This is a genomic window from Streptomyces sp. NPDC002870, from assembly GCF_042888505.1.
GTDB lineage: Bacteria > Actinomycetota > Actinomycetes > Streptomycetales > Streptomycetaceae > Streptomyces.
This window is the reverse complement of the sequence record NZ_JBIAPW010000010.1, coordinates 165,920-189,991: the sequence shown is the minus strand read 5'-3', so window position 1 is coordinate 189,991 and position 24,072 is coordinate 165,920. Positions and strand designations below refer to the sequence as shown.

Annotated in this window: 20 protein-coding genes and 1 tRNA gene; 10 read left to right on the top strand and 11 right to left on the bottom strand. The window is 69.1% G+C overall.

The window, feature by feature from the left end; genetic code table 11:
* Positions 1-81 precede the first annotated feature (81 nt).
* Complete coding sequence (locus ACFYWY_RS15620) at positions 82-2,112, bottom strand: protein kinase (RefSeq protein ID WP_389185630.1); 2,031 nt, start codon at positions 2,110-2,112, stop codon at positions 82-84.
* A gap of 64 nt (positions 2,113-2,176) precedes the next feature.
* Positions 2,177-4,378 carry a PQQ-binding-like beta-propeller repeat protein gene (locus tag ACFYWY_RS15615; RefSeq protein ID WP_389185627.1) on the bottom strand — a complete coding sequence of 734 codons (2,202 nt, stop codon included), beginning with the start codon at positions 4,376-4,378 and terminating at the stop codon, positions 2,177-2,179.
* 681 nt (positions 4,379-5,059) lie between these two features.
* On the opposite strand from ACFYWY_RS15615, the gene ACFYWY_RS15610 reads away from it, so the two are divergent.
* The 3 genes from ACFYWY_RS15610 (at position 5,060) to ACFYWY_RS15600 (ending at position 7,257) form a co-directional block, all read left to right on the top strand.
* Entirely contained in the window at positions 5,060-5,611 is a 552-nt protein-coding gene (locus tag ACFYWY_RS15610; RefSeq protein WP_389185625.1) for a hypothetical protein, read from the top strand.
* Positions 5,612-5,789: 178 nt separating this feature from the next.
* Positions 5,790-6,380: a hypothetical protein gene (locus ACFYWY_RS15605; RefSeq protein ID WP_389185623.1), complete on the top strand. Its 591-nt coding sequence runs from the start codon at positions 5,790-5,792 to the stop codon at positions 6,378-6,380.
* A gap of 361 nt (positions 6,381-6,741) precedes the next feature.
* The gene (locus tag ACFYWY_RS15600; protein WP_389185620.1) at positions 6,742-7,257 is read left to right on the top strand and encodes a hypothetical protein; all 516 of its coding nucleotides are present in this window, start codon (positions 6,742-6,744) and stop codon (positions 7,255-7,257) included.
* A 160-nt stretch (positions 7,258-7,417) separates the two neighbouring features.
* Here ACFYWY_RS15600 and ACFYWY_RS15595 read toward each other — a convergent pair whose 3' ends face one another.
* Entirely contained in the window at positions 7,418-7,981 is a 564-nt protein-coding gene (locus ACFYWY_RS15595) for a dihydrofolate reductase family protein (protein WP_389185618.1), read from the bottom strand.
* A gap of 437 nt (positions 7,982-8,418) precedes the next feature.
* Positions 8,419-8,493: transfer RNA gene (locus ACFYWY_RS15590), tRNA-Cys, on the bottom strand.
* Positions 8,494-8,670: 177 nt separating this feature from the next.
* Between ACFYWY_RS15590 and ACFYWY_RS15585 the strand changes: the two genes are divergently transcribed.
* From ACFYWY_RS15585 to ACFYWY_RS15570, 4 genes are all read left to right on the top strand, one after another.
* The gene (locus ACFYWY_RS15585) at positions 8,671-10,128 is read left to right on the top strand and encodes an MFS transporter (RefSeq protein WP_389185615.1); all 1,458 of its coding nucleotides are present in this window, start codon (positions 8,671-8,673) and stop codon (positions 10,126-10,128) included.
* 144 nt (positions 10,129-10,272) lie between these two features.
* Positions 10,273-12,057, top strand: coding sequence for a DEAD/DEAH box helicase (locus ACFYWY_RS15580; protein WP_389185612.1), 1,785 nt, complete (start codon positions 10,273-10,275; stop codon positions 12,055-12,057).
* A 370-nt stretch (positions 12,058-12,427) separates the two neighbouring features.
* Positions 12,428-13,069 carry an IclR family transcriptional regulator gene (locus tag ACFYWY_RS15575; protein WP_389185610.1) on the top strand — a complete coding sequence of 214 codons (642 nt, stop codon included), beginning with the start codon at positions 12,428-12,430 and terminating at the stop codon, positions 13,067-13,069.
* Positions 13,070-13,237: 168 nt separating this feature from the next.
* Positions 13,238-14,026 (top strand): S16 family serine protease, encoded by a 789-nt coding sequence (locus ACFYWY_RS15570; protein ID WP_389185607.1) that lies wholly within the window; start codon positions 13,238-13,240, stop codon positions 14,024-14,026.
* A gap of 108 nt (positions 14,027-14,134) precedes the next feature.
* Here ACFYWY_RS15570 and ACFYWY_RS15565 read toward each other — a convergent pair whose 3' ends face one another.
* The 5 genes from ACFYWY_RS15565 to ACFYWY_RS15545 are packed head-to-tail and all read right to left on the bottom strand — an operon-like array spanning position 14,135 to position 18,356.
* Positions 14,135-15,127, bottom strand: coding sequence for a glycine betaine ABC transporter substrate-binding protein (locus tag ACFYWY_RS15565; RefSeq protein WP_389185604.1), 993 nt, complete (start codon positions 15,125-15,127; stop codon positions 14,135-14,137).
* Positions 15,127-15,960, bottom strand: coding sequence for an ABC transporter permease (locus tag ACFYWY_RS15560; protein WP_389185601.1), 834 nt, complete (start codon positions 15,958-15,960; stop codon positions 15,127-15,129). The genes ACFYWY_RS15565 and ACFYWY_RS15560 overlap by 1 nt, the downstream gene beginning before the upstream one ends.
* Positions 15,957-17,228 (bottom strand): betaine/proline/choline family ABC transporter ATP-binding protein, encoded by a 1,272-nt coding sequence (locus tag ACFYWY_RS15555; RefSeq protein ID WP_389185598.1) that lies wholly within the window; start codon positions 17,226-17,228, stop codon positions 15,957-15,959. The genes ACFYWY_RS15560 and ACFYWY_RS15555 overlap by 4 nt, the downstream gene beginning before the upstream one ends.
* A complete protein-coding gene (locus ACFYWY_RS15550) occupies positions 17,221-17,868 on the bottom strand; it encodes an ABC transporter permease (RefSeq protein WP_389185595.1) in 648 nt (215 codons plus the stop codon). The genes ACFYWY_RS15555 and ACFYWY_RS15550 overlap by 8 nt, the downstream gene beginning before the upstream one ends.
* A gap of 11 nt (positions 17,869-17,879) precedes the next feature.
* Positions 17,880-18,356 carry an Lrp/AsnC family transcriptional regulator gene (locus ACFYWY_RS15545; RefSeq protein ID WP_389185592.1) on the bottom strand — a complete coding sequence of 159 codons (477 nt, stop codon included), beginning with the start codon at positions 18,354-18,356 and terminating at the stop codon, positions 17,880-17,882.
* Positions 18,357-18,477: 121 nt separating this feature from the next.
* Here ACFYWY_RS15545 and hppD point away from each other — a divergent pair, with 121 nt between their 5' ends.
* The gene (gene hppD / locus ACFYWY_RS15540; RefSeq protein ID WP_389185589.1) at positions 18,478-19,623 is read left to right on the top strand and encodes a 4-hydroxyphenylpyruvate dioxygenase; all 1,146 of its coding nucleotides are present in this window, start codon (positions 18,478-18,480) and stop codon (positions 19,621-19,623) included.
* 129 nt (positions 19,624-19,752) lie between these two features.
* On the opposite strand, the gene ACFYWY_RS15535 is transcribed toward hppD, so the two are convergent.
* A complete protein-coding gene (locus ACFYWY_RS15535; protein ID WP_389185586.1) occupies positions 19,753-21,441 on the bottom strand; it encodes a tetratricopeptide repeat protein in 1,689 nt (562 codons plus the stop codon).
* A 109-nt stretch (positions 21,442-21,550) separates the two neighbouring features.
* On the opposite strand from ACFYWY_RS15535, the gene ACFYWY_RS15530 reads away from it, so the two are divergent.
* The gene (locus tag ACFYWY_RS15530; protein ID WP_389185583.1) at positions 21,551-22,918 is read left to right on the top strand and encodes an FAD-binding oxidoreductase; all 1,368 of its coding nucleotides are present in this window, start codon (positions 21,551-21,553) and stop codon (positions 22,916-22,918) included.
* A 98-nt stretch (positions 22,919-23,016) separates the two neighbouring features.
* A complete protein-coding gene (locus ACFYWY_RS15525; protein ID WP_389185580.1) occupies positions 23,017-23,397 on the top strand; it encodes a VOC family protein in 381 nt (126 codons plus the stop codon).
* 6 nt (positions 23,398-23,403) lie between these two features.
* On the opposite strand, the gene ACFYWY_RS15520 is transcribed toward ACFYWY_RS15525, so the two are convergent.
* Complete coding sequence (locus ACFYWY_RS15520; protein ID WP_389185577.1) at positions 23,404-23,904, bottom strand: SsgA family sporulation/cell division regulator; 501 nt, start codon at positions 23,902-23,904, stop codon at positions 23,404-23,406.
* Positions 23,905-24,072: the final 168 nt, after the last annotated feature.

The following is a 24,072-nucleotide window of genomic DNA, read 5'->3' as shown; positions in this document are numbered from 1 at the left end:
GTCAGGTCGGGCGCGGGGGAGTGCTCATGCCGGGACGCGGCGGGAGCAGTTCCCCGCGCCGGGATGCAGCGGGAGCCGTGCTCATGCCGGGACGGACAGCACAGTCAGCGCCTCGTGGGCGAGGATGAACAGGCGGTTGCCTTCCGCTGCCATGGAGTCAATTGGCCAGTCCTGCGGGTGGAACCATGCCCGCTCGCCGCTGTCCTTGCGGACTGCTGCGACCCCCAGGGCGGGGTCCTCGAGGGCACGCGCATAGACGTATCGGCCGTGGAGCAGCGGACTTGCCTCGGACGATGTGCGGAACTTCAGCTCGTGCGTCCAGACCTTCGCGCCGTCGCTCACGCGCCGGCAGTGGAGGACGTTGCCGTCGATCGCGTAGACAAAGGCTCCGGAAACGGTCGCCGGGCTCCAGCGGTTTTTGTTGAGAAGTCCCTGCATGGAGATGGACCACACCTCCTTGCCGTCGCTCAGCCTCACCGTCTTCAAGGTGTCGTTGCCCAGCAGGACCAGGTCCTTGTGGATCGCCGGTTTCGTGGGCAGGAGAGCCAGGTCGTTGCGGGCCCATATCTTCTTGCCCGTACGGGTGTCGAGCACGGCCGCGTCACCCTCCGCGCTGCAGAGGGCCAGCCGGTTCCCGGCAACGGCGCCCTGGGCTTTGGCGTCGATGTTGGCGCGGATCGGTGAGGGGACGATCCACCGCTGTTCGCGTGTTGCCAGGTTGTAGCAGCGGATCTCTTCGCCGTAGTGGACGTACAGGGATTCATCGTCCATCGCGAGCAGCGTGTCCCACCCCGCGTAATCCGACCATCTCTCCGTTCCAGTGGACGGGTCGAGACCGATTGCTTCGCCGTTGCTGCTCGCAAGGACCAGCCCGCCGGGCAGAGCGAGGAAGCCCGCATCCGCGTCGAAGTCGGGCTTCGCCCAGCTCTGCTTCCCGGTACCGGCGTCGTACGCAGCGATGCCCTCGTCTGGCATGCCGACGACCACGACTCCGCCCACCGGCAACGGCGCCGGGCTCAACACGTCCGCTGCCGCGAGTGGTCCCCACAGCACCACCGGTGCCGAACCGGTCTTCAGGGCGTTCTTGTCCGCACCGTCCTTGCCGTCCTCCTTGCCGCTTCCTATCAGCCAGGCGGTCGTTCCGCCGGCTGCCAGCACTGCCGCCCCCGTCGCCAGGCCTGCCAGCAGCCGCCGACGGCTCGGCGCGGCCGTTACGACCGTCCCGGGGAGGGTGGCCTGTGCTTTGGCGTCCGCCTCGCGGTGCTGGATGTCGGCGGCCATGGGCCCCTGCCGCCAGATCCGTTCGGCGCCTCGCGGTGGTGCGAAGGCCGTACGGATCTGCGGAGGGAGGGGACGGTGGGCCGGATCCTTCGCAAGGCACGGTCCGATCAGTACGCGCAAGTGCTCCGGGATGTGGCCGAGGTACGGCTGCCCGTGCACGACTTCGTACTGCACCGCGGCCACATGCGCGCCTTCGTACGCCTGGCGCCCGCTCGCCGCGTACACCAGCACGGCTCCCAGCGAGAAGACGTCCGCCGCCGTTCCGACGCGCTGTCCCAGCACTTGCTCGGGAGCACCGTAGCCAGGTGTCACCGGGGTCTGGCCCGTGGTGGTCAGAGTGAGTCCGTGCTCGGGCCGAGCGATGCCGAAGTCGATGATGCGAGGGCCCCGCGAGGTCAGCACGATGTTCGACGGCTTGAGGTCGCGGTGGATCAGCCCGGTGGCGTGGATGTCCTGGAGCGTGCCGGCGAGCGAGGCGGCGAGCGCGCGGAGAGCCGGTTCGGCGAAGGGGCCGTACGCCTGCACGGCCTGGTCCAGGGTCGGTCCCGCCAGGAACTCCGATGCGATCCAGGGACGCCCGCCCTCGGTCTGTGCCGCGAGGACTCGCGCCACCCCCTTGCCCGTCACCGCTCTGGCGGCTTCTGCCTCGCGCAGGAAGCGCTGCACCAGATGCTGGTCATGGGCGAGTTGAGGCAGCAGGACCTTGATGGCCGCAGGCCTGCCCTGGCTGTCGTGGCCGAAGTACACCTGGCCCATGCCGCCTGCGCCGAGTACGCCGACGAGACGGTACGGGCCGAGGCGAAGGGGGTCGCCGGGGCCGAGGGGGATCATCGTGGTTGCCTTTCCGGATCGGTCAGTCCTGGTTTGTCAGTCCCGGTTGGTCAGTCCTGGTCGGTCAGTCCTGGTCCAGGCGGACGGCCACGACCAGATCGTCGCCCGCCCCGACGAGCCGCGCGGCGCGTTCGTGGAGGACGAAGGACGAGGGACTGGGGCTGAAGGTCCAGTCCTTCTTGTACGAAGCGAGATTGACGGCGCCCAGCTGCGTGCCGTCCGAGCTGAAGACGTGGGCGCCGCGGATGACGGGCGGGATGCGGAGCGCGGGGAACTGATTCCGCGGCTGCTCCTCCCAGCGCAGATTCCCGTCCGACGCGTCAAGGCCCACGAGCCCGCCCTGGTACTCCGCCACGTACACCACGCCGTCCTTCACCGCCGGTGTGCCGTACGAACGGGCTTCCGCGGCGGCGACGCTGTCGCGCCCCTCGCCGAACCGCCAGGCGACGGAGCCGTCGGTGAGACGCAGAGCCAGGGCCTCGGTGGTCCCGAAGTAGACGTGCCGGGCGTCCACCGCGAGCTCGCCCGGCAGGAGAACACTCGTGTCGGTCTCGCCCCTGACCACGTTCGCCTTCCACAGCTCCGCACCCGTACGGACATCCCTGGCGCCGACTTCAAGGGCGTTACCGGTGGCGGCCTTCCGGCACAGTACGAGCCGGCTGCCGCTGCGGGCGGAGACGATGGTCTCCTCGAGCACGCCGATCCGGTACGAACGCAGGGGCGTACTCCACAGCTCCTTGCCCGTACTCAGGCTCACGGCCATCACGTGCCAGCTCTTCTCCTGCGCCGGGCCGGGGTCGTCGGGGCTGCCCTTCCTGGCGGCGAGGTAGAGCGTGCCGTTGGCGACGTCCAGCAGGTGCGCCTGCTGGACGGGCTTGTCGAACTTCCCGAACGCGGTGAGCGGCGTGGTGCGGCCATTGGTGAGGTTCACGTTGTACGGCGACAGCTGGTGGCCGTGCGAACCGCCGGGGAGCAGCGCGTAGATCCGGGCTCCGTCCGAGTGCAGCTGCCAGGGCTGCTTGAGGTCCTTGTTGAGCCAGCGCTGCTTTCCGCTCGTGGCGTCCAGGCTCAGGAGCCCCTCGTCGGTAGGCAGTACGACGCTGTCGCCCACTGCCATCGGCGGGACCCTCGTCACCTCGCTCTTGATCGTCCGGCGCCAGGCCTCGCGTGGGTTGATTGCCTGCGGAGGCGGCGTGTTGGACGGGGTGTCCGAGGCTGTGGGGCTAGTGTCCGGGGCGTTGCTGTTGAGCCAGGCCCAGGCGCCGAAGGCTGCGGTGGCTGTGCCGAGGACCGACCCGCCGCCGACACTGAGGAGTTTGCGGCGGGAGAGGGGGCGGTGGGCCGGGGTGAGGGCGTGGTCGGCGGGGGCGGGGAGGCGGGAGGGCTGGTGCACCCAGACTTCCGCTGCGCGGCGGGCGATCTCCGCGAGGAAGGTGTCGGGGAGGTGGTCGGCGAATTGGCCCTGACCGTCGTGGAGTTGGGCGGAGAGTTCCAGCGTGGTGGGGCGTTGCGCGGGGTCTTTGGTGAGGCAGCGCGTGAGGGTGGGGAGCAGGGGCTCTGGTACGCCCGTGAGGTCGGGGTCGGCGTAGCGGACGCGGTAGAGGAGGTCGGCGGGCTGGCCCGAGCCGAAGGGGCCGTGGCCTGTAGCTGCGAAGACCAGGACTCCTGCCAGTGCGAAGACGTCGCCCGCCGGTGTGTGTTCCTGGCCGGTCGCCTGTTCCGGGGACATGAAAGCCGGGGTGCCCGCCGCCGCTCCCGTACGAGTAAGGCGGTCGTCGCCCGCCGCCCGCGCGATCCCGAAGTCGATGATCTTCGGGCCGTACGCCGTGACCATGACGTTGGAGGGCTTGAGATCGCGGTGGACGACGTCGCAGGAGTGGAGCTGGGCGAGGGCTCCGGCGAGGGCTGCGCCGAGTGCGCGGACCGAGGCCTCCGGGAGTGGTCCGGTGAGCGTTACAGCGTCGTCGAGGGGTGGGCCCAGGACGTATTCCGTTGCGAGCCAGGGTGTTTCGGCGAGCGGGTCCGCGTCGACGACCGTCGCTCCGTGGTGGCCGCCGATGATGCGGGCAGCGTCGGTTTCGAGTCGGAAGCGGGTACGCGAGGCCGGATCCGATGCGATGCCTGCGTGCATGGTCTTGAGCGCGACGGTACGACCGCCGGCGGAACGCGCCAGATAGACGGTTCCCATGCCGCCACTGCCCAGACGGGCGATCAGACGGTACGTGGCGATCGCGACGGGGTCATCGTGCGTCAGCGGGGAGAGCACCGGTCAGACTCCGGGGTGGCCGGCGTGCGCGGCAGCACATTGTGGCAGGGCTGTGCGCAGTCGTCCCATGTGTGAATCCCCCTCGGTGTCCCCAGCAGCATCAGGAGCTTACTCAGCGGCTCGAAAGACGTTTGACCGGGTTGCCTGCCTCTCGGAAGGAGTTGAGGTTCACATTTTCCGCCCGGGCGGGCTCGGCACTGAGGGCAGATGTACTCAATTGCGTACGGAAACACGGGCGTTGGATGGATGGTGGCTGGGTGGCGCTGCCGAGGAGCTGAATAAGTGCGGGTGCTCAGTGCAGGTAGTGATCCATACTCATCCGGGCCCGTGCCGGAACCGGCAGGGTTCCTAGGAGATCCCCCCACGTGCGGGTGGCAGGCCCGCGGAACGAGGTGCACACCGATGACTCAGCCGCCGTATCAGGGTCCTCAGGACTGGCCGGGGCAGTACGGTCAGCCAGGTCCGCAGGATGCGCGCCCTGGGATGCCATCGGTTCCGCCGCCGCCGCCCTCTCATCCGCCCTCTCATCCGCCGGCTCATCCGCCCTCTCAGCCGCCGCTGTATCCGCCGAACCAGCCTGCGCAGTACGGCGCGCCCTACGGTTCGTACGGTCAGCAGCCCTCGCCGTACGGGACCTATCCGCCTCCTCCGCCTCCGCCCCCCGGCGGCCGCAAGACCCCTTTGATCATCGCCGCGACAGTCGCGGCGGTCGCCGTCATCGGTGGTGCCGTGTGGTTTGCCATGTCGGGCGGCGATGACGACGACAAGCCTTCGGCCAACGGGAGTTCACAGGTCGGCGTGAGCCCGTCCGTAAGCGTGCCCGAGAGCGAGCAGCCGACGGCCGAGGCCAGCGCGACTCCGAGCGAGGAGGAGTCCGGCGGCATCGGTGCAGAGCCCACCGGGACCGGCATGGCGGGTATGTGGAGGTCGGACTCCGGCGGCGGGGTTCTCGGGCTGAAGGAGAGCGCGGACACCGAAGAACCGACCAAGATCTCGGTCATCCTCGTCTCCGGCGGACTCGAGTGCCGGGGGATCCGGAAGGTCGAAGAGCCCAACAGGAAGTACAGGATCGCGCTGATCTGTGAGCGGGGCGGCAAGCCGGTCAAGGAAGAGGACCGTGGCGGGGACCTCACGTACGGCGGCGGGGACACTGTCACCGTCAAGTGGTACAAGGGCAAGACCGGTTCGGAGACGTTCACTCGCTACGGCGACTGGCCGGAGAGCTCGGGCTGAGGAGCGAGTGCCGGAACGGGCGTACGGACTCCCAGGGCCCGTGCCGCTCAGACCGCAGTGCGCTCCGGGGCCCGCGGCCTAGCAGGGGCTGAACGGCGTACGCAAGAGCATCCGCGCGCGGAAGGTTGAGTGGGAGCCCTCTCGCCCCGGGAGTCCCCGGCTCCGTAGCGTCACGGCCATGATGGCGATGCTCGGACGCAAGACGCTGGCACTGGCCGGGGCACTTCTGGGCGTCTGGGCGCTCAGTGGTTGCCAGGTGATGGGGGACGGAGGAGGCTCCGACCCGGATCCCGTCGCCTATCTCGCGGAGGCACGGCAGCGGCTCGATGCGCGTTCGCAGAGCGTGTACGACGGACTCGGCCTGGCGGGCGTGGTCCAGGCCAATGACATCCAGTCCACCGGCTGTTACACCACGACCTTGAGTCTCAAGGAGGAGCTGAACGGCCTCGGCATGGAGCACTGGTGGCAGATCAAGGACGTCGCCGAGGCTGACGCCAGGTCCGCGGACCGGCGGATGCGGGAGCGGATGCGCGCGGACGGCTGGGAGGTCGTCCACGACAGATCCAGCAGCAAGGACGGGGTCGCAGGGGTGAACGTGCGGTTCAAGGATCCGGAGACCAAGGACTCGTTCGATCTCACCTGGTGGCCCACGGCCAAGAGCCTCTCCGTGACGCAGTACGTGAGCTGCACCCCGGTCGACGGCGACACAGCGGGTGCGCAGGATCTCGTCACCACGTGGGACACGGACTTCCAGGGGGTACGCGCCTGACCGGCGTCCTGAGCCTGCCGCGTGGGCGGACGAGAAGTGCGAGGACCGGACAGGGCAGCGGCCGCCCCCGCAGCATGGGGGCGGCCGCCGCCGTACGTATGCAGAGGCCGTAACCGGAATCGAACCGGCGTGACTCGCTGTGCAGGTTTGCTCGGGCTGGTCAGGGTGTGATCCAAGGGCGTTCACAGGCGTTCAACGAGAGCGGCGGTGGCCGCAGGCGCCTCAGGCCGTCCGGTGGTTCCTCGCGATCCCTGTGCCGCTTGCGTGGAGCCCGTGCGCCACCAGAGAACGGCCTACACCCGACCGTGACCAACATCCAGCAAACGGCACGTCGGGCGCGGTGAGTGGGCAGACTTGGATGATGTCGCTACCCGTCATCGCGATCATCGTCTCCTGCGCGAGCGCGCTCTTCACCGCCAGCAACATGACGGTTTCCTACTTGACCTACAGGCGTGTCAGGCCTCTTGTTGCCATCGAGATTCTGAGTGTTGGACGGCGCTACGACGGCGAGCGGTGCTCGGGAGTCGACGTTGGCGTGCGCCTTGTCAACCGAAGCCCTAGTTCAGCAACCGTCGAGCGTCTCGTCATGAAGGGGAAGATCAAGTCCGTGAGACGGCAAAGGCTGCGCAGGCTCCGCACCATAGGGGTACACCGACTCGGGGGTCCCCTCACGCTTGAACCCATGGCCGGCGTCAAGCACGACCTGAAGTTCAACGTGCACGAGATGAGGCTCGGCCATGCCGACGCTGGGCAGGTTCGTGTGTACGCAGAGCTCAGCACCGGTCGAGTGGCGCGCAGTCCTCGGATGCTGTCCTTCCTGCTTGAAGCGCTCAATGATGTGCGGAGGGAGAACGCCCTCGGCAAAGCACAGGAGTAGGGCGACGGGGCTGACGCACTGGATCGAGAACGTCACGCCCCGGACGGCACCATGCCGATTTTGGCGGACAAGGGCTATATCGGTGCGGGTATCGGTATCCGGGTCCCCGTCCGCCGTCGCTGACCGGCCCGTTCTTCCCAGGGCTCGGCGGACGAGCCGGCTAACGCGCCACGCGGTAGCGGAGGTAGACGACTCTCGAGCTGTAGGTGCGGGTCTCGACGAGTTCGAGATCCACCCGGCGCTCGCGTTGGGGAAAGAACGGAATGCCACCGCCAACCAGCACCGGGTAGACCATGGCCCGGTACTCGTCGATCAGGCCCAATGCGGCCGCCTCGGCGGCGAGGGTCGCGCCGCCGATCGCGATGTCGCCCTCCCCCGGCTCGGCTCGCAATCGCTCGATCTCCTCCGCCAGGCCGCCGGAGGCCAGGCGGGCATTGCCCTGCACCGCCGACAGCGTGGTGGAGAACACCACCTTGGGGAGCGGCTTCCAGAGCGCGGTCCACTCGAGCTGTGAGTCGTCGAGCGATGGATCCTGGTCGGCGGTCTCCCAGTACAGCATCGTCTCGTACAGCCGTCGTCCCAACAGGTGGACGCCGACCTGTCGAATCTCGTCGATCCAGAAGCGAAAGACCTCCTCGTCGGGCCCCGTCCAGTCGAAGTCGCCGTCCGGCCCGACGATGTAGCCGTCAAGTGAGACGTTCATCGAATAGGTCACGCTGCGCATCAGAAGTCCTCCTCGGTAACGGGTTCGACAGTACGACCGCCGGACGCCGCAGGACTCATCGCGGCTCGCGGGATCGCTGGGCCGAGTCACCTCACGAGATCATTTCGTTGAGAAAACCTCAGTCACCTACGTAGCAATGTCGGACTGTTGGCGCCCACGGCAAGCTGTCTTCGACGCGGAAGGGGGTCGCCCTCCCAACAGGGCGACCCCCTCGTACTTCGCGCATCGCCCAAGCGACAAAGAACAGCTCGAGGTATTCATCGTGTCAGAGCGTTCCAACTTTGAGGAGCCGGCCTTTCTGATGATTGGCAAGCGCACGTCGCGGTGGGCGCGCTCGCGCTTCAACTGAGACGGCAACTGAGACGGCAACTGAGACGGACGACCAAAAGGGCGGCACCCCGAGGGGTGCCGCCCTTACTTTTTGCCTGGTCAAGAAGTGGAGGCCGTGACCGGAATCGAACCGGCGTAACTCGCTTTGCAGGCGAGTCCCTCAACCACTCGGGCACACGGCCGTGTGACTCCAATACGTCGACCGTAGGCGGGGCCAAGTCGCCGCTCAAGGCTTCGGCCCGGGACGCAATGCGACTGCCATACGGCGTTCACGGTTCGCGGTCGTACGACCAAGGGACCAGTGGGCGCCCGTCCAGCGACAGGCCCCATCCCGGGCCATGCCTCTTACGCTGAGGCCCATGACCGCCCTTGAACCCCGTGACGCCGAGGTCACGCCGCCGACCGATCACAGAGACGCGGTGCCCGACGGCCAGGGCGGTGTCCTCGGCAAGGCGCATCGCGCGCTCAGTGTCGGCATCGTCTCCGTCGTCGTGCTGATCGCCTTCGAGGCGACCGCCGTAGGCACCGCGATGCCGGTCGCGGCGCGCGAGCTGCACGGCATTGAGCTGTACGCCTTCGCCTTCTCCGCGTATTTCACCACCAGCCTCTTCGCGATGGTGCTCTCCGGGCAGTGGGCCGACCGGGACGGGCCGCTCCGGCCGCTCGCCACCGGGATCTCGGCCTTCGGCGCGGGGCTGCTGATGTCCGGGACCGCGGGCACGATGTGGCTGTTCATCCTCGGGCGGGCCGTCCAGGGACTCGGCGGCGGGCTCGTGATCGTGGCGCTGTACGTGGTCGTCAGCCGTGCGTACTCGGAGCGGCTGCGGCCCGCGATCATGGCGGCCTTCGCCGCGAGCTGGGTGATTCCGTCGGTCGTGGGGCCGCTCGCCGCGGGCACGGTCACCGAACATCTCGGCTGGCGCTGGGTGTTCATCGGCATACCGGCGCTGGTCGTCTTCCCGCTGGCGCTCGCGCTGCCGGCGATCCGGCGGATGGCGTCCGGGCCCGCGGATCCCGGCGCGCCGCCGCGGCCGTTCGACGGGCGCCGGATCCGGCTGGCGCTGGGCATCTCGCTGGGCGCGGGTCTGCTGCAGTATGCGGGCCAGGACCTGAACTGGTTCTCGCTGGTTCCGGCGGCGGCGGGCGCGGCACTGCTGGTGCCGGCCGTGCTCGGGCTGCTGCCGCGGGGGACGTACCGGGCGGTGCGGGGGCTGCCGTCCGTCGTACTGCTGCGGGGCATCGCGGCCGGGTCCTTCATCGCCGCGGAGTCGTTCGTACCGCTGATGCTGGTGACCCAGCGCGGGCTTTCGCCGACGCTGGCCGGGCTTTCGCTGGCGGTGGGCGGGGCGACGTGGACGCTGGGCTCGTACGTACAGTCCCGGCCGCGCGTCGAGCCGTACCGGGAACGGCTGATGGCGCTGGGGATGGTGCTGGTCGCGGCCTCGATCGCGACGGCGCCGAGCGTGCTGATCGCATGGGTTCCAGTGTGGATCGTCGGAGTCGCGTGGGGCGTGGGCTGCTTCGGCATGGGGATGGTGATCGCGTCGACGAGCGTCCTGCTGCTGAAGCTGTCGGCGGCGGGGGAGGCAGGCGCGAATTCGGCGGCGCTGCAGATCTCGGACGGGCTGTCGAATGTGCTGCTGCTCACCTCGGGCGGCGCGGCGTTCGCTGCTCTGGGCGGGGGAGCGGTGGGGGCCGCGCACGTCGCGTCGGGGGCGTCGGGCTCGCACCCGGCGGCGTTCGCTGCGGTGTTTCTGCCGATGGCGGGGGTGGCGCTGGTGGGGGCGTGGGTGGGGACGAGGCTGCGGACGCGGTGAGGCCGCCCAAGGCCCCCGCCCTGTGAGGCGGGTCTCAACGGGGCCCGCCTCGCCTCGTCTGCCGCGGGGTGCGACAGTCCCACCGGTAGGGTGGCCCGGTTGTCGTACCGACCGACGTGTACCCGAGCCCGTGAACCGGAGACCGTGACTACTACAGCCTCCCACCACCTCTCACCCGCCTTCCCCGGGCGTGCCCCCTGGGGTACCGCCAACAAGCTGCGTGCCTGGCAGCAAGGCGCCATGGAGCGGTATCTCCAGGAGCAGCCACGCGACTTCCTCGCCGTCGCCACCCCCGGCGCCGGCAAGACCACCTTCGCGCTCACCCTCGCCTCCTGGCTGCTGCACCATCACGTCATCCAGCAGGTCACCGTCGTCGCGCCCACCGAGCACCTCAAGAAGCAGTGGGCCGCCGCGGCCGCGCGGATCGGGATCAAGCTCGATCCGGAGTACAGCGCCGGGCCGCTGAGCAAGGAGTACCAGGGCGTCGCCGTCACCTACGCGGGCGTCGGCGTACGGCCCATGCTGCACCGCAATCGCTGCGAGCAGCGCAAGACCCTCGTCATCCTCGACGAGATCCACCACGCCGGTGACTCCAAGTCCTGGGGCGAGGCCTGCCTGGAAGCCTTCGACCCGGCGACCCGTCGACTCGCGCTCACCGGTACGCCCTTTCGTTCCGACACCAACCCGATCCCCTTCGTCCAGTACGAAGAGGGCAACGACGGGATCCGGCGGTCCGCCGCCGACTACACGTACGGATACGGGAATGCGCTGGGCGACGGGGTCGTCCGCCCGGTGATTTTCCTCAGCTACAGCGGCAACATGCGCTGGCGCACCAAGGCCGGGGACGAGATCGCCGCCCGACTCGGCGAGCCGATGACCAAGGACGCCGTCTCGCAGGCCTGGCGCACCGCGCTCGACCCGAGCGGCGACTGGATGCCGAACGTGCTGCGCGCCGCCGACAAGCGGCTGACCGAGGTCAGGAAGGGCATCCCGGACGCCGGCGGGCTCGTCATCGCGTCCGACCAGGACTCCGCCCGTGCGTACGCCAAGCTCATCCGCGAGATCACCGGCACCAAGGCGACCGTCGTGCTCTCCGACGAGACCGCCTCCTCCAAGCGGATCGAGGAGTTCAGCGAGAACGAGGACCGCTGGATGGTCGCGGTCCGCATGGTGTCGGAGGGCGTCGACGTGCCGCGCCTCGCCGTGGGTGTGTACGCCACCACCATCTCGACGCCCCTCTTCTTCGCGCAGGCGGTGGGCCGTTTCGTACGGTCCCGGCGCCGTGGCGAGACCGCGTCCGTGTTCCTCCCCACCATCCCCAACCTCCTCGGTTTCGCAGGCGAGATGGAGGTCGAGCGCGACCACGTGCTCGATAAGCCGAAGAAGGACGGGGACGAAGACCCGTACGCCGAGTCCGAGAAGGAGCTCGCGGAGGCGGAGAAGCAGCAGGACGAGGACACGGGCGAGCAGGACATGCTGCCCTTCGAGGCCCTCGAGTCCGACGCGGTCTTCGACCGGGTGCTGTACGACGGCGCCGAGTTCGGCATGCAGGCGCACCCCGGCAGCGAGGAGGAGCAGGACTACCTCGGCATCCCAGGGCTCCTCGAACCCGACCAGGTGCAACTGCTCCTGCAGAAGCGGCAGGCACGACAGATCGCGCACAGCCGCAAGAAACCGGACGACGAGGCGGATCTGCTGGAGCTGCCCGCCGAGCGGCGGCCGGTCGTCTCCCACAAGGATCTGCTGGAGCTGCGCAAGCAGCTGAACACGATGGTCGGGGCGTACGTCCACCAGAGTGGCAAGCCGCACGGGGTGATCCACACCGAACTTCGGCGGGTGTGCGGCGGGCCGCCGAGCGCGGAGGCGACGGCCGGGCAGATCCGGGAGCGGATCAAGAAGGTTCAGGAGTGGGCGACCCGGATGCGGTGAGCTGGAGGGGTGTTGAGCGGGGCCCGGGTGCGACTGCGCGCCCGGGCCCCGCTCGTACCGAGGACCCGCCCCCTCGGGCGCCGTCGCGAATGATTGCGGATGTATCGGGCAGTTGGGGAGCTTTTGATATCTGAAGTCCGCTTTCATCCGGACTTACGTCTCCGCCGCGCCCGGATTCTGGACGAGGTCTTCCGCTGAGCGAACCAGGTCGCTACTGTCCCCGCATTGCACACGCCCCGTGGCAGCGCCGCCGCGGAGCGCAGCCGGTGCGCCATGGCCTGCCGGCGGCCTCTCGGTGCGTCGCCGACGGGACCGGTGTCGCCACTCCGGTGAGAGGACCGTCGTCACTCACTCCGAAGGAGAGGGCGTCGTGACCGCGGAGACCTCCCAGACGCTCGACCGGGGACTACGTGTTCTCAAACTGCTCGCCGACACGGACCACGGGCTGACCGTGACCGAGTTGTCCAACAAGCTCGGTGTCAACCGCACCGTCGTCTACCGTCTGCTCGCCACCCTGGAGCAGCACGCCCTCGTCCGCCGCGACCTCGGCGGCCGCGCCAGGGTGGGCCTTGGCGTACTCCGCCTCGGCCGACAGGTGCACCCGCTGGTGCGGGAGGCCGCGATGCCGGCCTTGCGCTCGCTCGCGGAGGACATAGGGGCTACGGCCCATCTCACCCTGGTCGACGGCGCGGAGGCCCTCGCGGTCGCTGTCGTCGAGCCGACCTGGACGGACTACCACGTCGCGTACCGGGCGGGCTTCCGTCACCCGCTTGACCGGGGCGCGGCCGGCAAGGCGATCCTCGCGGCCCGCCAGAGCAAGTCGAACGAGCCCGGGTACACGCTCACCCACGGCGAACTCGAGGCGGGCGCGAGCGGCGCGGCCGCGGCGCTGGTCGGGGTGACGGGGATAGAGGGGAGCGTGGGCGTGGTGATGCTCGCAGACTCGGTCCCGGAGAGGGTGGGGCCGAGGGTGGTCGACGCGGCCCGCGAGGTGTCGGACGCGCTGCGCTGACGCGGCGCGGGGTTCTGTCCGGGGGCGTGGTGTCTGTCCGGGGCGTCGGGTCCGCGGGGTCCGGGTCTGTCCGGAGTGGGCGGTGTCCGCGGGCAGCGGTGTCTGTCCGGGGCGCGGGGCGTCCGGTGTCCCCGTAGGGCGCGCCCCCGCGCCCGCTAGATTGACACCGTGCTCTCCAGTCTCACGCGCCCCCGCGCCATCTCCCTCTGCGCCCTCCCCGTCGTCGCGCTCCTCGCCGTCGCCGGGCTTGCGCCGCTGCCTTACGCCGTGGCGCAGCCCGGCTCGACCGCGAACGTCCTGGGCGACGTCAAGGGCACTCCCGTCATCACCATCACCGGCGCGCCCACCCGTACGACCAACGGCGAGCTGCTGATGACGACGATCATCGCGACCGGGCCGTCCGCCGATGTCGACCTCGGAGATGTGGCCGACGCGTGGTTCAGGGCCGACCGCGCGGTCCTCCCGCGCGACTCGGTCTATCCGGCGGGCAAGTCCGACAAGGAAGTCGCAGAGCACAACCTCAAGGACATGCGGAAGTCACAGGACGTGGCGACCCGCGCCGCGCTCTCCTACCTCGGCGAGGACCCGGCGAAGGTGAAGGTAACCCTGCGCCTCGCCGACGTCGGCGGGCCCAGCGCCGGGCTGCTCTTCTCGCTCGGCATCGTCGACAAGCTCGACGGGGACGGTGCGGGCGGGGATCTCACCGGTGGCCGCAGTGTCGCCGGTACGGGAACGATCAACGCCGACGGCAAGGTCGGCGCGGTCGGCGGAGTGTCCCTGAAGACTCAGGCCGCGAAGCGAGATGGCGCGAGCGTCTTCCTCGTGCCCAAGGACGAGTGCTCCGACGCGCAGGCCGAACTCCCCGACGGGTTGAGGCTGATCCCGGTCACGGCCCTGAAGGACGCGGTGGACTCCCTTCGGGCGCTGGAGAAGGGCGGCAAGGTCCCGAGCTGCTGACCCCCGTCACTCATGCGATGCGCGCCGCCCCGGCTGCTGCTGCACCAGTCGCAGACGTAGATTCGCAAAGAGCGTTGCAAGAGGTTCTTTGCAACCAGTTCTTTGTAACTAGCCGTTCTTGATGAAGCCCTGCTCGATCAGCCAGTCCTTCGCCACCGTGTGCGGGTCCTCCCCCTCCACGTCCACCTTCGCGTTCAGGTCCTGCGCGATCTGCGTCGTCAGCCGCGCGCTCAGCGGGTTCAGCAGGCCCGCGATCGCCGGCCACTTCAGAATCGTCGCGCTGTGGATCTCCGGCGCCGCGTTGTAGTTGGGGAAGAAGTGCTTGTCGTCCGCGAGCGTGTCCAGATCCATCGCCTTGATCCGGCCGTCGGTGGTGTACGCCTCGCCCAGCAGGCACGAATCGGACTTCAACACCTGCGTGTAGATGATCCCGGCGTCCATCTTCTTGATGTTCCCGGCCGGGATCTTCATCCCGTACGCCTTCTCCAGGCCCGGCAGCCCGTCCTCGCGCGAGGCGAACTCGTTCTCCACGCAGAGCGTCACCGCCGACGGGTCCTTCTGCGACAGGGCCGCCAGGTCCGACATGGTCTTGAGCTTGTACTTCGCGTTGTTCCGCTTGCTGATAGCCAGCGTGTACGTGTTGTCCAGCGTGGACTGCGGCAGCCACGTCACGCCGTTCTTCAGATCCGCGTTGTGCACCGCCTGCCACTGCTCCTGCGGGTTGACGATCGGTTTCTGGTTCCCCTGGTAGGTGATCCAGGCGGTTCCCGTGTAGTCGTACATGGCGTCGGCGTCGCCGCCCACGATCGCCTGGCGCGCGCTGATCGAGCCGGGCAGGTTCGTACGGTCGAGCACCTCCGCGCCCGCCGCTTTGAAGATCAGGCCGATCATGTGGCCCAGGATGATGTTCTCGCTGAAGTTCTTCGAAGCGACCGTCAGCGACGCGCCCTTGAGCGGCTCGCCCCTGCCGACCGAGCCCGGCGCCACATCGTCCACCATCGGCGAGCCGCTCTTGAGCCCGCAGCCGGTCAGGCCCGTCAGGCCCGTCAGCGTCAGTGTGAGGACGACCGCCCCGCTCAGCGCCGTACGCACGTACCGCATCACGCCTCCAGTCCGCGCGGCGTCAGTGCCAGCTCTGCCAGCGAGGCCAGCCAGTCCACCAGCAGCGCCAGCACCACCGTCAGCACCGAGCCGAGCACCAGGACCGGCATTCGCTGGGTCTGGATGCCGGAGGTGATCAGGTCGCCCAGGCCCCCGCCGCCGCCGAAGGTGGCCAGCGTCGACGTGCCGACGTTCAGCACCAGCGCGGTCCGCACGCCCGCGAGGATCAGCGGTACGGCGAGCGGCAGTTCGACCTTCCTCAGGATGCCCATCGCGGACATGCCGATCCCGCGCGAGGCCTCCAGCAGCTGCGGGTCGATCGCCTTCAGACCGGCCACCGTGTTGGCGAGCACCGGCAGCACCGCGTAGATCACCATGCCGATGATCGCGGTGGACGGGCCGATGCCCAGCCAGATCACCAGCAGCGCCAGCAGGCCGATCGCCGGGGTCGCCTGGCCGACGTTGGCGGTCGCGGTGACCAGGGGGGCCGCGCGGCTGAGCCCCGGCCGGGTGAGGGCGATGCCCAGCGGGATCGCGATGATCAGCACCCAGAACGTGGAGATCGCGGTGAGTTGGATGCTCTGCCACAGCCGCAGCTGCACGTTGCCGCCCGACAGGGAGTTCTCCGCGATCGCGTCGAGGTCCGCGTTCGAGATCCACAGGAAGGTCACCAGCAGCACGACGGCGAGCACGGCGGGCATCACCACCAGCTTCTGCCAGGTGAACCGTGGCGGGGGCGGTGGTGGCGGCGCCGCCTCCCGTTCCTCATCGGCCAGCAGGTCCACCTCGGCCGAAGATGGCTCGCTCGTCCGCGCCTGAGACGGCTCGCTCATCCGCCCGCACCGCCCTCCAGCTCCACCTCGGTCCGGTGGTGGCGCAGCTCCTCCAGATCGTGCTGGTGCTCCATCGCGGCGAGCCGGTCGGCCTCCAGCATCTCCTGCACGGAGTTCATCAGCGTCTCCATGTCGACGACGCCGATGAACTCGCCGCGCCGCCCGGTCACCGCGACCCGGCCGCTGGAGTCGATGAGCACCGCCTCCAGCGCGTCGTGGAGCGTCGCGTCCCGGGTCACTGTGTCCTGCACCAGCTGCCCGGCCCGGGCAAGCGACCCCTTGGCGCGGATCAGATCGCCGCGCCGCAGCCATTTGTACGGGCGGTTCCTGCGGTCCAGCATCAGCAGCTCGTTGTACGGGCCCTCACGTAGCTTGTCGAAGATCGACTGGATCGGGTCGTCCACGGTCACCGTCGGGAACTCGGCGATCTCCACGTCTCGTACGCGCGTGAGGTTCAGCCGCTTCAGGGCCGCGCCCGCGCCCACGAATCCGGAGACGAAGTCGTCCGTCGGATTGGTGAGGATCGCCTCCGGGGTGTCGAACTGCGCGATGTGCGAACGCTCCCGCAGCACCGCGATCCGGTCCCCGAGCTTGATCGCCTCGTCGAAGTCGTGGGTGACGAAGACGATCGTCTTGTGCAACTCGTGCTGGAGCCGGATCAGTTCGTCCTGCAGATGATCGCGGGTGATCGGGTCGACCGCCCCGAACGGCTCGTCCATCAGCAGTACGGGAGGGTCCGCCGCCAGCGCCCGCGCGACGCCCACCCGCTGCTGCTGGCCGCCCGACAGCTGCCGTGGATAGCGCCCGTGGAACTCCCGCGGGTCGAGCCCCACCAGATCGAGCATCTCCTCGACCCGGTCCTTCACTCTCGACTTCGACCAGCCGACCATCTTCGGTACGAGGGAGATGTTCTCCGCGACCGTCATGTGCGGGAAGAGCCCGGACGACTGGATCGCGTATCCGATCTTCCGGCGCAGCTTCACCGGGTCGATGCCGGTGACGTCCTCGTCGCCGATCCTGATCCGTCCGGACGTCGGCTCGATCAGCCGGTTGATCATCCTCAGCGTGGTCGACTTCCCGCAGCCGGAGGGACCCACGAGGATCACCGTCTCGCCGGGCTTGATCTCCAGCGAGACGTTGTCCACGGCCGGGCTCGGACTGCCCGGATAGCGCTTGGTGAGGTTCTCCAGCTGGATGCGGGCGCCGGAGGCGGCGGAAGCGTCAGCGCTCCCGGTCTCCGTTCCCGTCCGGCTCTCGGTCTCAGTCACGGATCCCCTTGGAAATGGTCAGCCGTCCGAGCAGGACGTACGCGGCGTCGAAGAGCAGGGCGAGGATGACGATGCCGACCGTGCCGGCGAGGACCTGGTTGATCGCGTTGGCGCTGCCCAGCGAGGCGATGCCGCGGAAGATCTCATTGCCGAGCCCGGGCCCGGAGGCGTACGCGGCGATCGCGGCGATGCCCATCAGCATCTGGGTGGCGACCCGGATGCCGGTGAGGATCGGCGGCCAGGCGAGCGGCAGCTCCACCCGGAACAGCCGGGCGGTCCGGGACATCCCGATGCCCATGGCGGCATCCACCAGGGAGGGGTCCACGCCGCGCAGTCCCACGATGGCGTTACGGACGATGGGTAGCAGCCCGTACAGCGTCAGCGCGATCACCGTGGGCGGCACGCCCAGGCCCACCAGCGGGATCAGCAGACCGATCAGGGCGAGGGAGGGAATGGTGAGGATGGTGGCCGTGGAGGTGATGGCCAGATTCCCGCCCCAGGTGCTGCGATAGGTGAGCAGAGCGATCGCGATGCCCAGCACAGTGGCGATGACCATGCACTGGAAGACGGCGCTGGCCTGCTGGAAGGCGTCGGTGAGCAGCTGCTGGTGATGGCCCGCGAGATAGTCCCAGAAGCTCAACCCGTGTCACCTCAGACCTCTTCGTCCTCCGCAGCCTGCTCCACCAGCGGAATGATCCGCAAGGGGACCGGATTCTCCATGACGATCGCCGTGGACGCCCGCACGATGCCATCAAAACCGACAACCCGGTCGATCACACGTTGGAGATCGGCGTTGGAACGGGCGACGAGTCGGCAGAGCATGTCGCCGTGACCTGTGGTGGTGTGCAGCTCCAGCACCTCGGGGACGCCGTCCAAATGGGCGCGTACGTCCGCACCTTGTCCCTGCTTGATCTCCAGGGTCGCGAAGGCGGTGACGGGGTAGCCGAGCGCGGCCGGATCGACCTCCGGGCCGAAACCGCGGATGACGCCATTTGACTGAAGGCGGTCCAGGCGGGCCTGCACGGTGCCGCGGGCCACACCGAGGCGGCGGGACGCCTCGAGCACCCCTATCCGCGGCTCGCGCGCGAGGAGGACGATGAGCCAGCCGTCCAGATGATCGATCGCCATGGTGTCTCCCGAATGGTCATCCTGTACAGATAGCCCTCCCATAGTGCTCGCGAGCTATGCAGATTGCCCAGTGGAAACTCAAACTATTGCGCACCTTGTGGATCGGAGGGAGTCTGCCGTCATGACTGAGACCACCCATCGCACCCCGGACACCGCGCGCAAGGCAGACCCCTTCCCGGTGAAGGGAATGGACGCGGTCGTCTTCGCCGTCGGCAACGCCAAGCAGGCTGCGCACTACTACTCCACCGCCTTCGGCATGAAGCTGGTCGCCTATGCCGGACCGGAGAACGGCAGCCGCGAGACCGCGAGTTACGTGCTGACCAACGGCGCCGCGCGCTTCGTCTTCGCCTCCGTCATCAAGCAGTCCACCGACTGGGGCCGTTTCCTCGCCGAGCATGTCGCCGAGCACGGCGACGGCGTCGTCGACCTGGCCATCGAGGTGCCGGACGCACGGGCCGCGTACGCGTACGCCACCGAGCACGGCGCCCGCGGCATCACCGAGCCGTACGAGATCAAGGACGAGCACGGCACGGTGGTGCTGGCCGCGATCGCGACGTACGGCAAGACCCGGCACACGCTGGTCGACCGCTCCGGCTACGACGGTCCCTACCTGCCGGGCTTCGTTGCCGCCGCCCCGATCGTCGAGCCGCCCGCCAAGCGCACCTTCCAGGCCATCGACCACTGCGTCGGCAATGTCGAGCTCGGCAGGATGAACGACTGGGTGGCCTTCTACAACAAGGTCATGGGCTTCACCAACATGAAGGAGTTCGTGGGCGACGACATCGCCACCGAGTACTCCGCCCTGATGTCGAAGGTCGTCGCCGACGGCACGCTGAAGGTGAAGTTCCCGATCAACGAGCCGGCGATCGCGAAGAAGAAGTCGCAGATCGACGAGTACCTCGAGTTCTACGGCGGCGCCGGCGTCCAGCACATCGCGCTCGCCACGAACGACATCGTCGCGACGGTCCGGAGCATGCGCGCGGGGGGAGTTCAGTTCCTGGACACGCCCGACTCGTACTACGACACGCTCGGCGAGTGGGCCGGCGAGACGCGGGTGCCGGTCGAGACGCTGCGCGAGCTGAAGATCCTGGTCGACCGCGACGAGGACGGCTATCTGCTGCAGATCTTCACCAAGCCGGTGCAGGACCGGCCGACGGTCTTCTTCGAAATGATCGAGCGGCACGGTTCGATGGGCTTCGGAAAGGGCAACTTCAAGGCGCTCTTCGAGGCGATCGAGCGCGAGCAGGAGAAGCGCGGAAACCTGTAGCGCCCAGTCCCTGAGTTCGGCGGCCCCACGGATCCTGACCCGTGGGGCCGCCGAACTGCCCGCGATCGGCGGCTGGACCTCGGCGCGGAGACTGTCGCCGCGCAGCGGCTGGGTCCGTGGCCGGGGCCCTCACTCGCTCCGCTGCGACGGCGTCGGGCTCGCCGAAGGCTCTGCCGCCTCCGCGCTCTGCTCCGGCGACGGCTGCGTCTCCTGGGCGGCGTCCGAGCTGCTCCGGTCCGACGAGGGCGAAGCCTCCTCGTTCTCCGAAGCCGCGTCCGACGGCCTGCCTTCCGAGGGCGGCGACGCCTCCTCGTCCGCCGGGGTCGCACTTTCACCCGATGCCGATGCCGAGTCCGAAGCCGAGTCCGAAGCGGAGTCCGACCCCGAACCCGAGTCCGGCTCGGCCTCTGCCTCCGCCTCCATCTCTTCGGGGTCGTAGCCCAGCACGTCGTTCGGCCCGCCCGGCGGCGGCTCCCCCAGCTCCTCCAGCGCCTCCTCCGCCGCCGGGGCCAGCAGGGGCGAGAAGTACGGGTTGATCCGCAGCGCCTCGCCGAGGTGGCGCCGGGCCGGGCCGGACAGGCCAAGCGCGCGTTCGATCTCGCCGCGGTGGTACGCGAAGAGCGGGCTCCGCAGCCCCTGTTCCGTCGCCGACTTCGCGTAGGTCAGCGCCTCCGTCGCCCTGCCGGCGCGGTACAGCGCCCAGCCCAGCGCGTCCTCCACGTACATGCTCCGGTGCCCTCGGTCCCACTCGGCCTGCATGCGTTGCACCGCCGACTGTGGATCGCCGTGGTCCGCCTCGAAGAGGCCGAGCACGAGCTCCTCGTTCACCCCGTCGATCCCCGCCCGCTCCGACCTCTTGCGCAGCTTCTCGTACTGGGAGGCCGCATCCCCGTTCAGCTCCAGCGACGAGTACAACTCGCCCGCCTCCAGGGCGTATTCGGGCAGCTCGGCATGGTCGAGCGCCGACTGGTAGTCGTGGAAGGCCTCATCCGTACGGCCCAGCGCCGCCAGCGCACGCCCTCGTGACGCCAGTGACGGATGGTGGTCCGGCGCCAGCTTCAGCGCCCTGTCGTACTCCTCGATCGCCTCCTCGGGCTCGCCCCGATCCCACGCCAGGTCGCCCAGACGGTGCAGCGCGGCCGCCTTCTCCGCGGGCGCCTCGGCGCTGCCCACAGCGTCGTACGCCTTCGCCGCCGCGTCCTCGCGCCAGCCGCGGTCGCGGTAGACCTGGGCCATCCGGCCGAGCGTCTGCCCGCCCGGGTGCAGTTTCGTGAGCTTGTCCATCGCCTTGCCCACGGCCTTGTAGTCGCCGAGCCCGCTGTAGGCGTCGATCAGCACCTGATACGCCGTCCACCGCTTCGGCTTCTGCTCCACCGCGCGCTCGCCCAGTCTGCGCGCCTTGGTGAAGTCGTGCCGGGCGTTGGCCAGTGCCGCGAGCCCCACCAGCGCGTCGGCGTTGCCCTCATCGCCCGGCAGCACGTCCAGCGAGCGCTGCAGCGCTTCCTCCGCCTTCGGGTAGTACGCCGTGTCCGCCACCCGGGAGCCCCGCTCCACGTACGCCGACCCCAGCACCGCCCACGACTCCTCGTCCCGCGGGTGGGCCCGTACCCACCGCTCGCGGTCCTCGATGAGCGCCTTCAGATCCAGCAGACTGGCAGGCGCCCCCGCCCCCACCGCCGCCATCGCGCGCCCGGCCGCACCCGGCGTGGGCCGCGGCCCCTCGTTGCCCCACCCGGGCGCGAGCGTGATCACCCCGACAACCAGCGTCGCCCCGACCAGCGTGCTGATCGCGGCGTTCTTCACGTGTTCGCTCTTCATGGCGCTCACTGTGCGCCAGCGCACAGTCAATACGAAGAACACACCCCGCCCCGCGAGGCTGAAGGCGGACGGGTTCACACCGATGGCCCCCCGGTGCGAGGCTTGCACCATGGACGATCTTCTCGCGCGGCTGCGCGCCGGGCTGCCTGCCGAAGCCCTGATCACCGACCGGGACGTCACGGTCTCGTACGCCAACGACATGGCGAGCTTCTGCGCTGCGGGCACCCCGGCAGTCGTCGTCCTGCCACGCACCGTCGAGCAGGTCCAGCACGTCATGCGCACCGCGACCGCGCTGCGCGTCCCGGTCGTGCCGCAGGGCGCCCGCACCGGCCTGTCCGGCGGCGCCAACGCCTCCGAGGGCTGCATCGTGCTGTCCCTGACCAAGATGGACCGGATCCTGGAGATCAGCCCGGTCGACCGGATCGCCGTCGTCGAGCCGGGTGTGGTCAACGCCGTGCTGTCCCGCGCGGTCAACGAACACGGCCTGTACTACCCGCCGGACCCCTCCAGCTGGGAGACGTGCACCATCGGGGGCAACATCGGCACCGCGTCCGGCGGCCTGTGCTGCGTCAAGTACGGAGTGACCGCGGAGTACGTGCTGGGACTGGACGTCGTCCTCGCCGACGGCCGCCTGATGACCACCGGCCGCCGCACCGCCAAGGGCGTCGCCGGCTACGACCTCACCCGCCTCTTCGTCGGCTCAGAAGGCAGCCTCGGCATCGTTGTCAAGGCCGTCCTCGCGCTCCGCCCGCAGCCCCCCGCCCAGCTCGTGCTCGCGGCCGAGTTCGACTCCGCTGCCGCCGCCTGCGAGGCCGTCTGCGCGATCATGGAGCGCGGCCACACCCCCTCGCTGCTCGAGCTCATGGACCGGACGACCGTGCACGCCGTCAACGCCATGGCGAACATGGGCCTGCCCGACTCCACGGAGGCACTCCTCCTCGCCGCCTTCGACACCCCGGACCCCGCCGCCGATCTGGCCGCCGTCGGCGCGTTGTGCGGCGCGGCGGGCGCCACCGAGGTCGTCCCGGCCGACACCGTCGCCGAGTCCGAACTCCTCCTTCAGGCACGGAGGTTGTCCCTCACCGCCCTGGAGACCGTCAAATCGGCCACGATGATCGACGATGTCTGCGTGCCGCGCTCGAAGCTCGGCGCGATGATCGAGGGCACGGCCGTCATCGCCGAGAAGTACGACCTCACCATCGGCGTCTGCGCGCACGCGGGCGACGGCAACACCCACCCCGTCGTCTGCTTCGACCACACCGACGCGGACGAATCCCGGCGCGCCCGCGAGTCCTTCGACGAGATCATGGCTCTCGGCCTGGAGCTCGGCGGCACCATCACGGGCGAACACGGCGTCGGTGTACTGAAGAAGGAGTGGCTGGCGCGCGAACTCGGCCCGGTAGGCGTGGAGATGCAGCGCGGCATCAAGCAGACCTTCGACCCGCTCGGCATCCTCAATCCGGGCAAGCTCTTCTGAGTCCGCAGCCCTACGACCCATGCCCGATGGTCCGGACGCCGCTCTCCGCATAGCGTGAAGAGAGAGGTCAAACCGCCTCACACCACAGAGGAGGAGCCGTGCCCGCACGCCTTGACCACACCATCGTCCACAGCCGCGACCGGTTCGCCGGCGCCCGCTTTCTCGCCGAGCTGATCGCGGAGCCGGAGCCCAAGCCTTTCGGCCCGTTCGCCAGCCTGCCGCTGGAGGGCGGCGTCACTCTCGACTATCTCGATGAACGAGGCCCCATAACCTCCCAGCATCTGGCCTTTCTGGTCTCGGAGGACGAGTTCGACGAGATCTTCGGCCGGATCACCGAGCGTGAACTGCCGTACTGGGCCGACCCCGGACACGACAAGCCGCAGCAGATCAACTACCTCTTCGGCGGCCGCGGGGTGTACATCGACGACCCCGACGGCCACTCCATCGAATTCATCACGCATACGTACGTCACCGACTGACCGCGACTAGCCGTCGCTCTGCGACGACTCGTCCGAAGGCCAGGCGTTGCGCAGCCACAGATCGTCGGCCGCGGTGGGGGCGAGCAGCTTGGCGAGGCCGTCGTCGATGTCGATGTGCTCGGACTCGGAGCCCTGGGGAACCGCCCGCAGGGTCCTCTCCAGCCAGCCGGAGACCACGGCGGGGGGTGCTTCGAGCAGTGCGTCGCCGTCGGGGGAGCTCAGGGCGATGAGCACCACGCTGTCGGCGTCGGCGTCGGCGTCGTCCCGGTCCTCGACCTTGGCCGGCCGGATCCGGACGTCTCCGTAGCCGGACGGCCTGAAGACCCCCTCGACCAGCAACTCGCGGGCGAAGGCCCACTTGACGGGGTTGTCGGAGCCGATGTGAAAGGTGATGTGCACGGCGTACGGGTCGTCCGTGCGGTAGGTCAGCCGGGCCGGGACGGGGATGCCGAGATCGGGCGACAGCACCAGTTGGAGATCCAGCTCGCGTTCCACCACGGTGTGCATGACGGTGCCCTTCCTTCCGCTACGAGGCCTTGTGAGCGTGCCTTGCAGGGAGGGAGCGCGCTCCTGCGCGGCTATGACGCGCCTTTCTGCAACAACTTTCTGTGATGTCGCGGTGACTGGAAAGTGGTCGTTAGGGCAGGACCGGCCCGGGGATGCGCGAGCGTCTGA

Excerpts from the sequence above, each read along its gene's own strand:
- ACFYWY_RS15620 (WP_389185630.1), bottom strand. The coding sequence starts at position 2,112 with ATGATCCCCCTCGGCCCCGGCGACCCCCTTCGCCTCGGCCCGTACCGT.
- ACFYWY_RS15605 (WP_389185623.1), top strand. The coding sequence starts at position 5,790 with ATGATGGCGATGCTCGGACGCAAGACGCTGGCACTGGCCGGGGCACTT.
- ACFYWY_RS15600 (WP_389185620.1), top strand. The coding sequence starts at position 6,742 with ATGTCGCTACCCGTCATCGCGATCATCGTCTCCTGCGCGAGCGCGCTC.
- ACFYWY_RS15595 (WP_389185618.1), bottom strand. The coding sequence starts at position 7,981 with ATGCGCAGCGTGACCTATTCGATGAACGTCTCACTTGACGGCTACATC.
- ACFYWY_RS15585 (WP_389185615.1), top strand. The coding sequence starts at position 8,671 with ATGACCGCCCTTGAACCCCGTGACGCCGAGGTCACGCCGCCGACCGAT.
- ACFYWY_RS15565 (WP_389185604.1), bottom strand. The coding sequence starts at position 15,127 with ATGCGGTACGTGCGTACGGCGCTGAGCGGGGCGGTCGTCCTCACACTG.
- ACFYWY_RS15560 (WP_389185601.1), bottom strand. The coding sequence starts at position 15,960 with ATGAGCGAGCCGTCTCAGGCGCGGACGAGCGAGCCATCTTCGGCCGAG.
- ACFYWY_RS15545 (WP_389185592.1), bottom strand. The coding sequence starts at position 18,356 with ATGGCGATCGATCATCTGGACGGCTGGCTCATCGTCCTCCTCGCGCGC.
- hppD (WP_389185589.1), top strand. The coding sequence starts at position 18,478 with ATGACTGAGACCACCCATCGCACCCCGGACACCGCGCGCAAGGCAGAC.
- ACFYWY_RS15535 (WP_389185586.1), bottom strand. The coding sequence starts at position 21,441 with ATGAAGAGCGAACACGTGAAGAACGCCGCGATCAGCACGCTGGTCGGG.
- ACFYWY_RS15530 (WP_389185583.1), top strand. The coding sequence starts at position 21,551 with ATGGACGATCTTCTCGCGCGGCTGCGCGCCGGGCTGCCTGCCGAAGCC.
- ACFYWY_RS15520 (WP_389185577.1), bottom strand. The coding sequence starts at position 23,904 with ATGCACACCGTGGTGGAACGCGAGCTGGATCTCCAACTGGTGCTGTCG.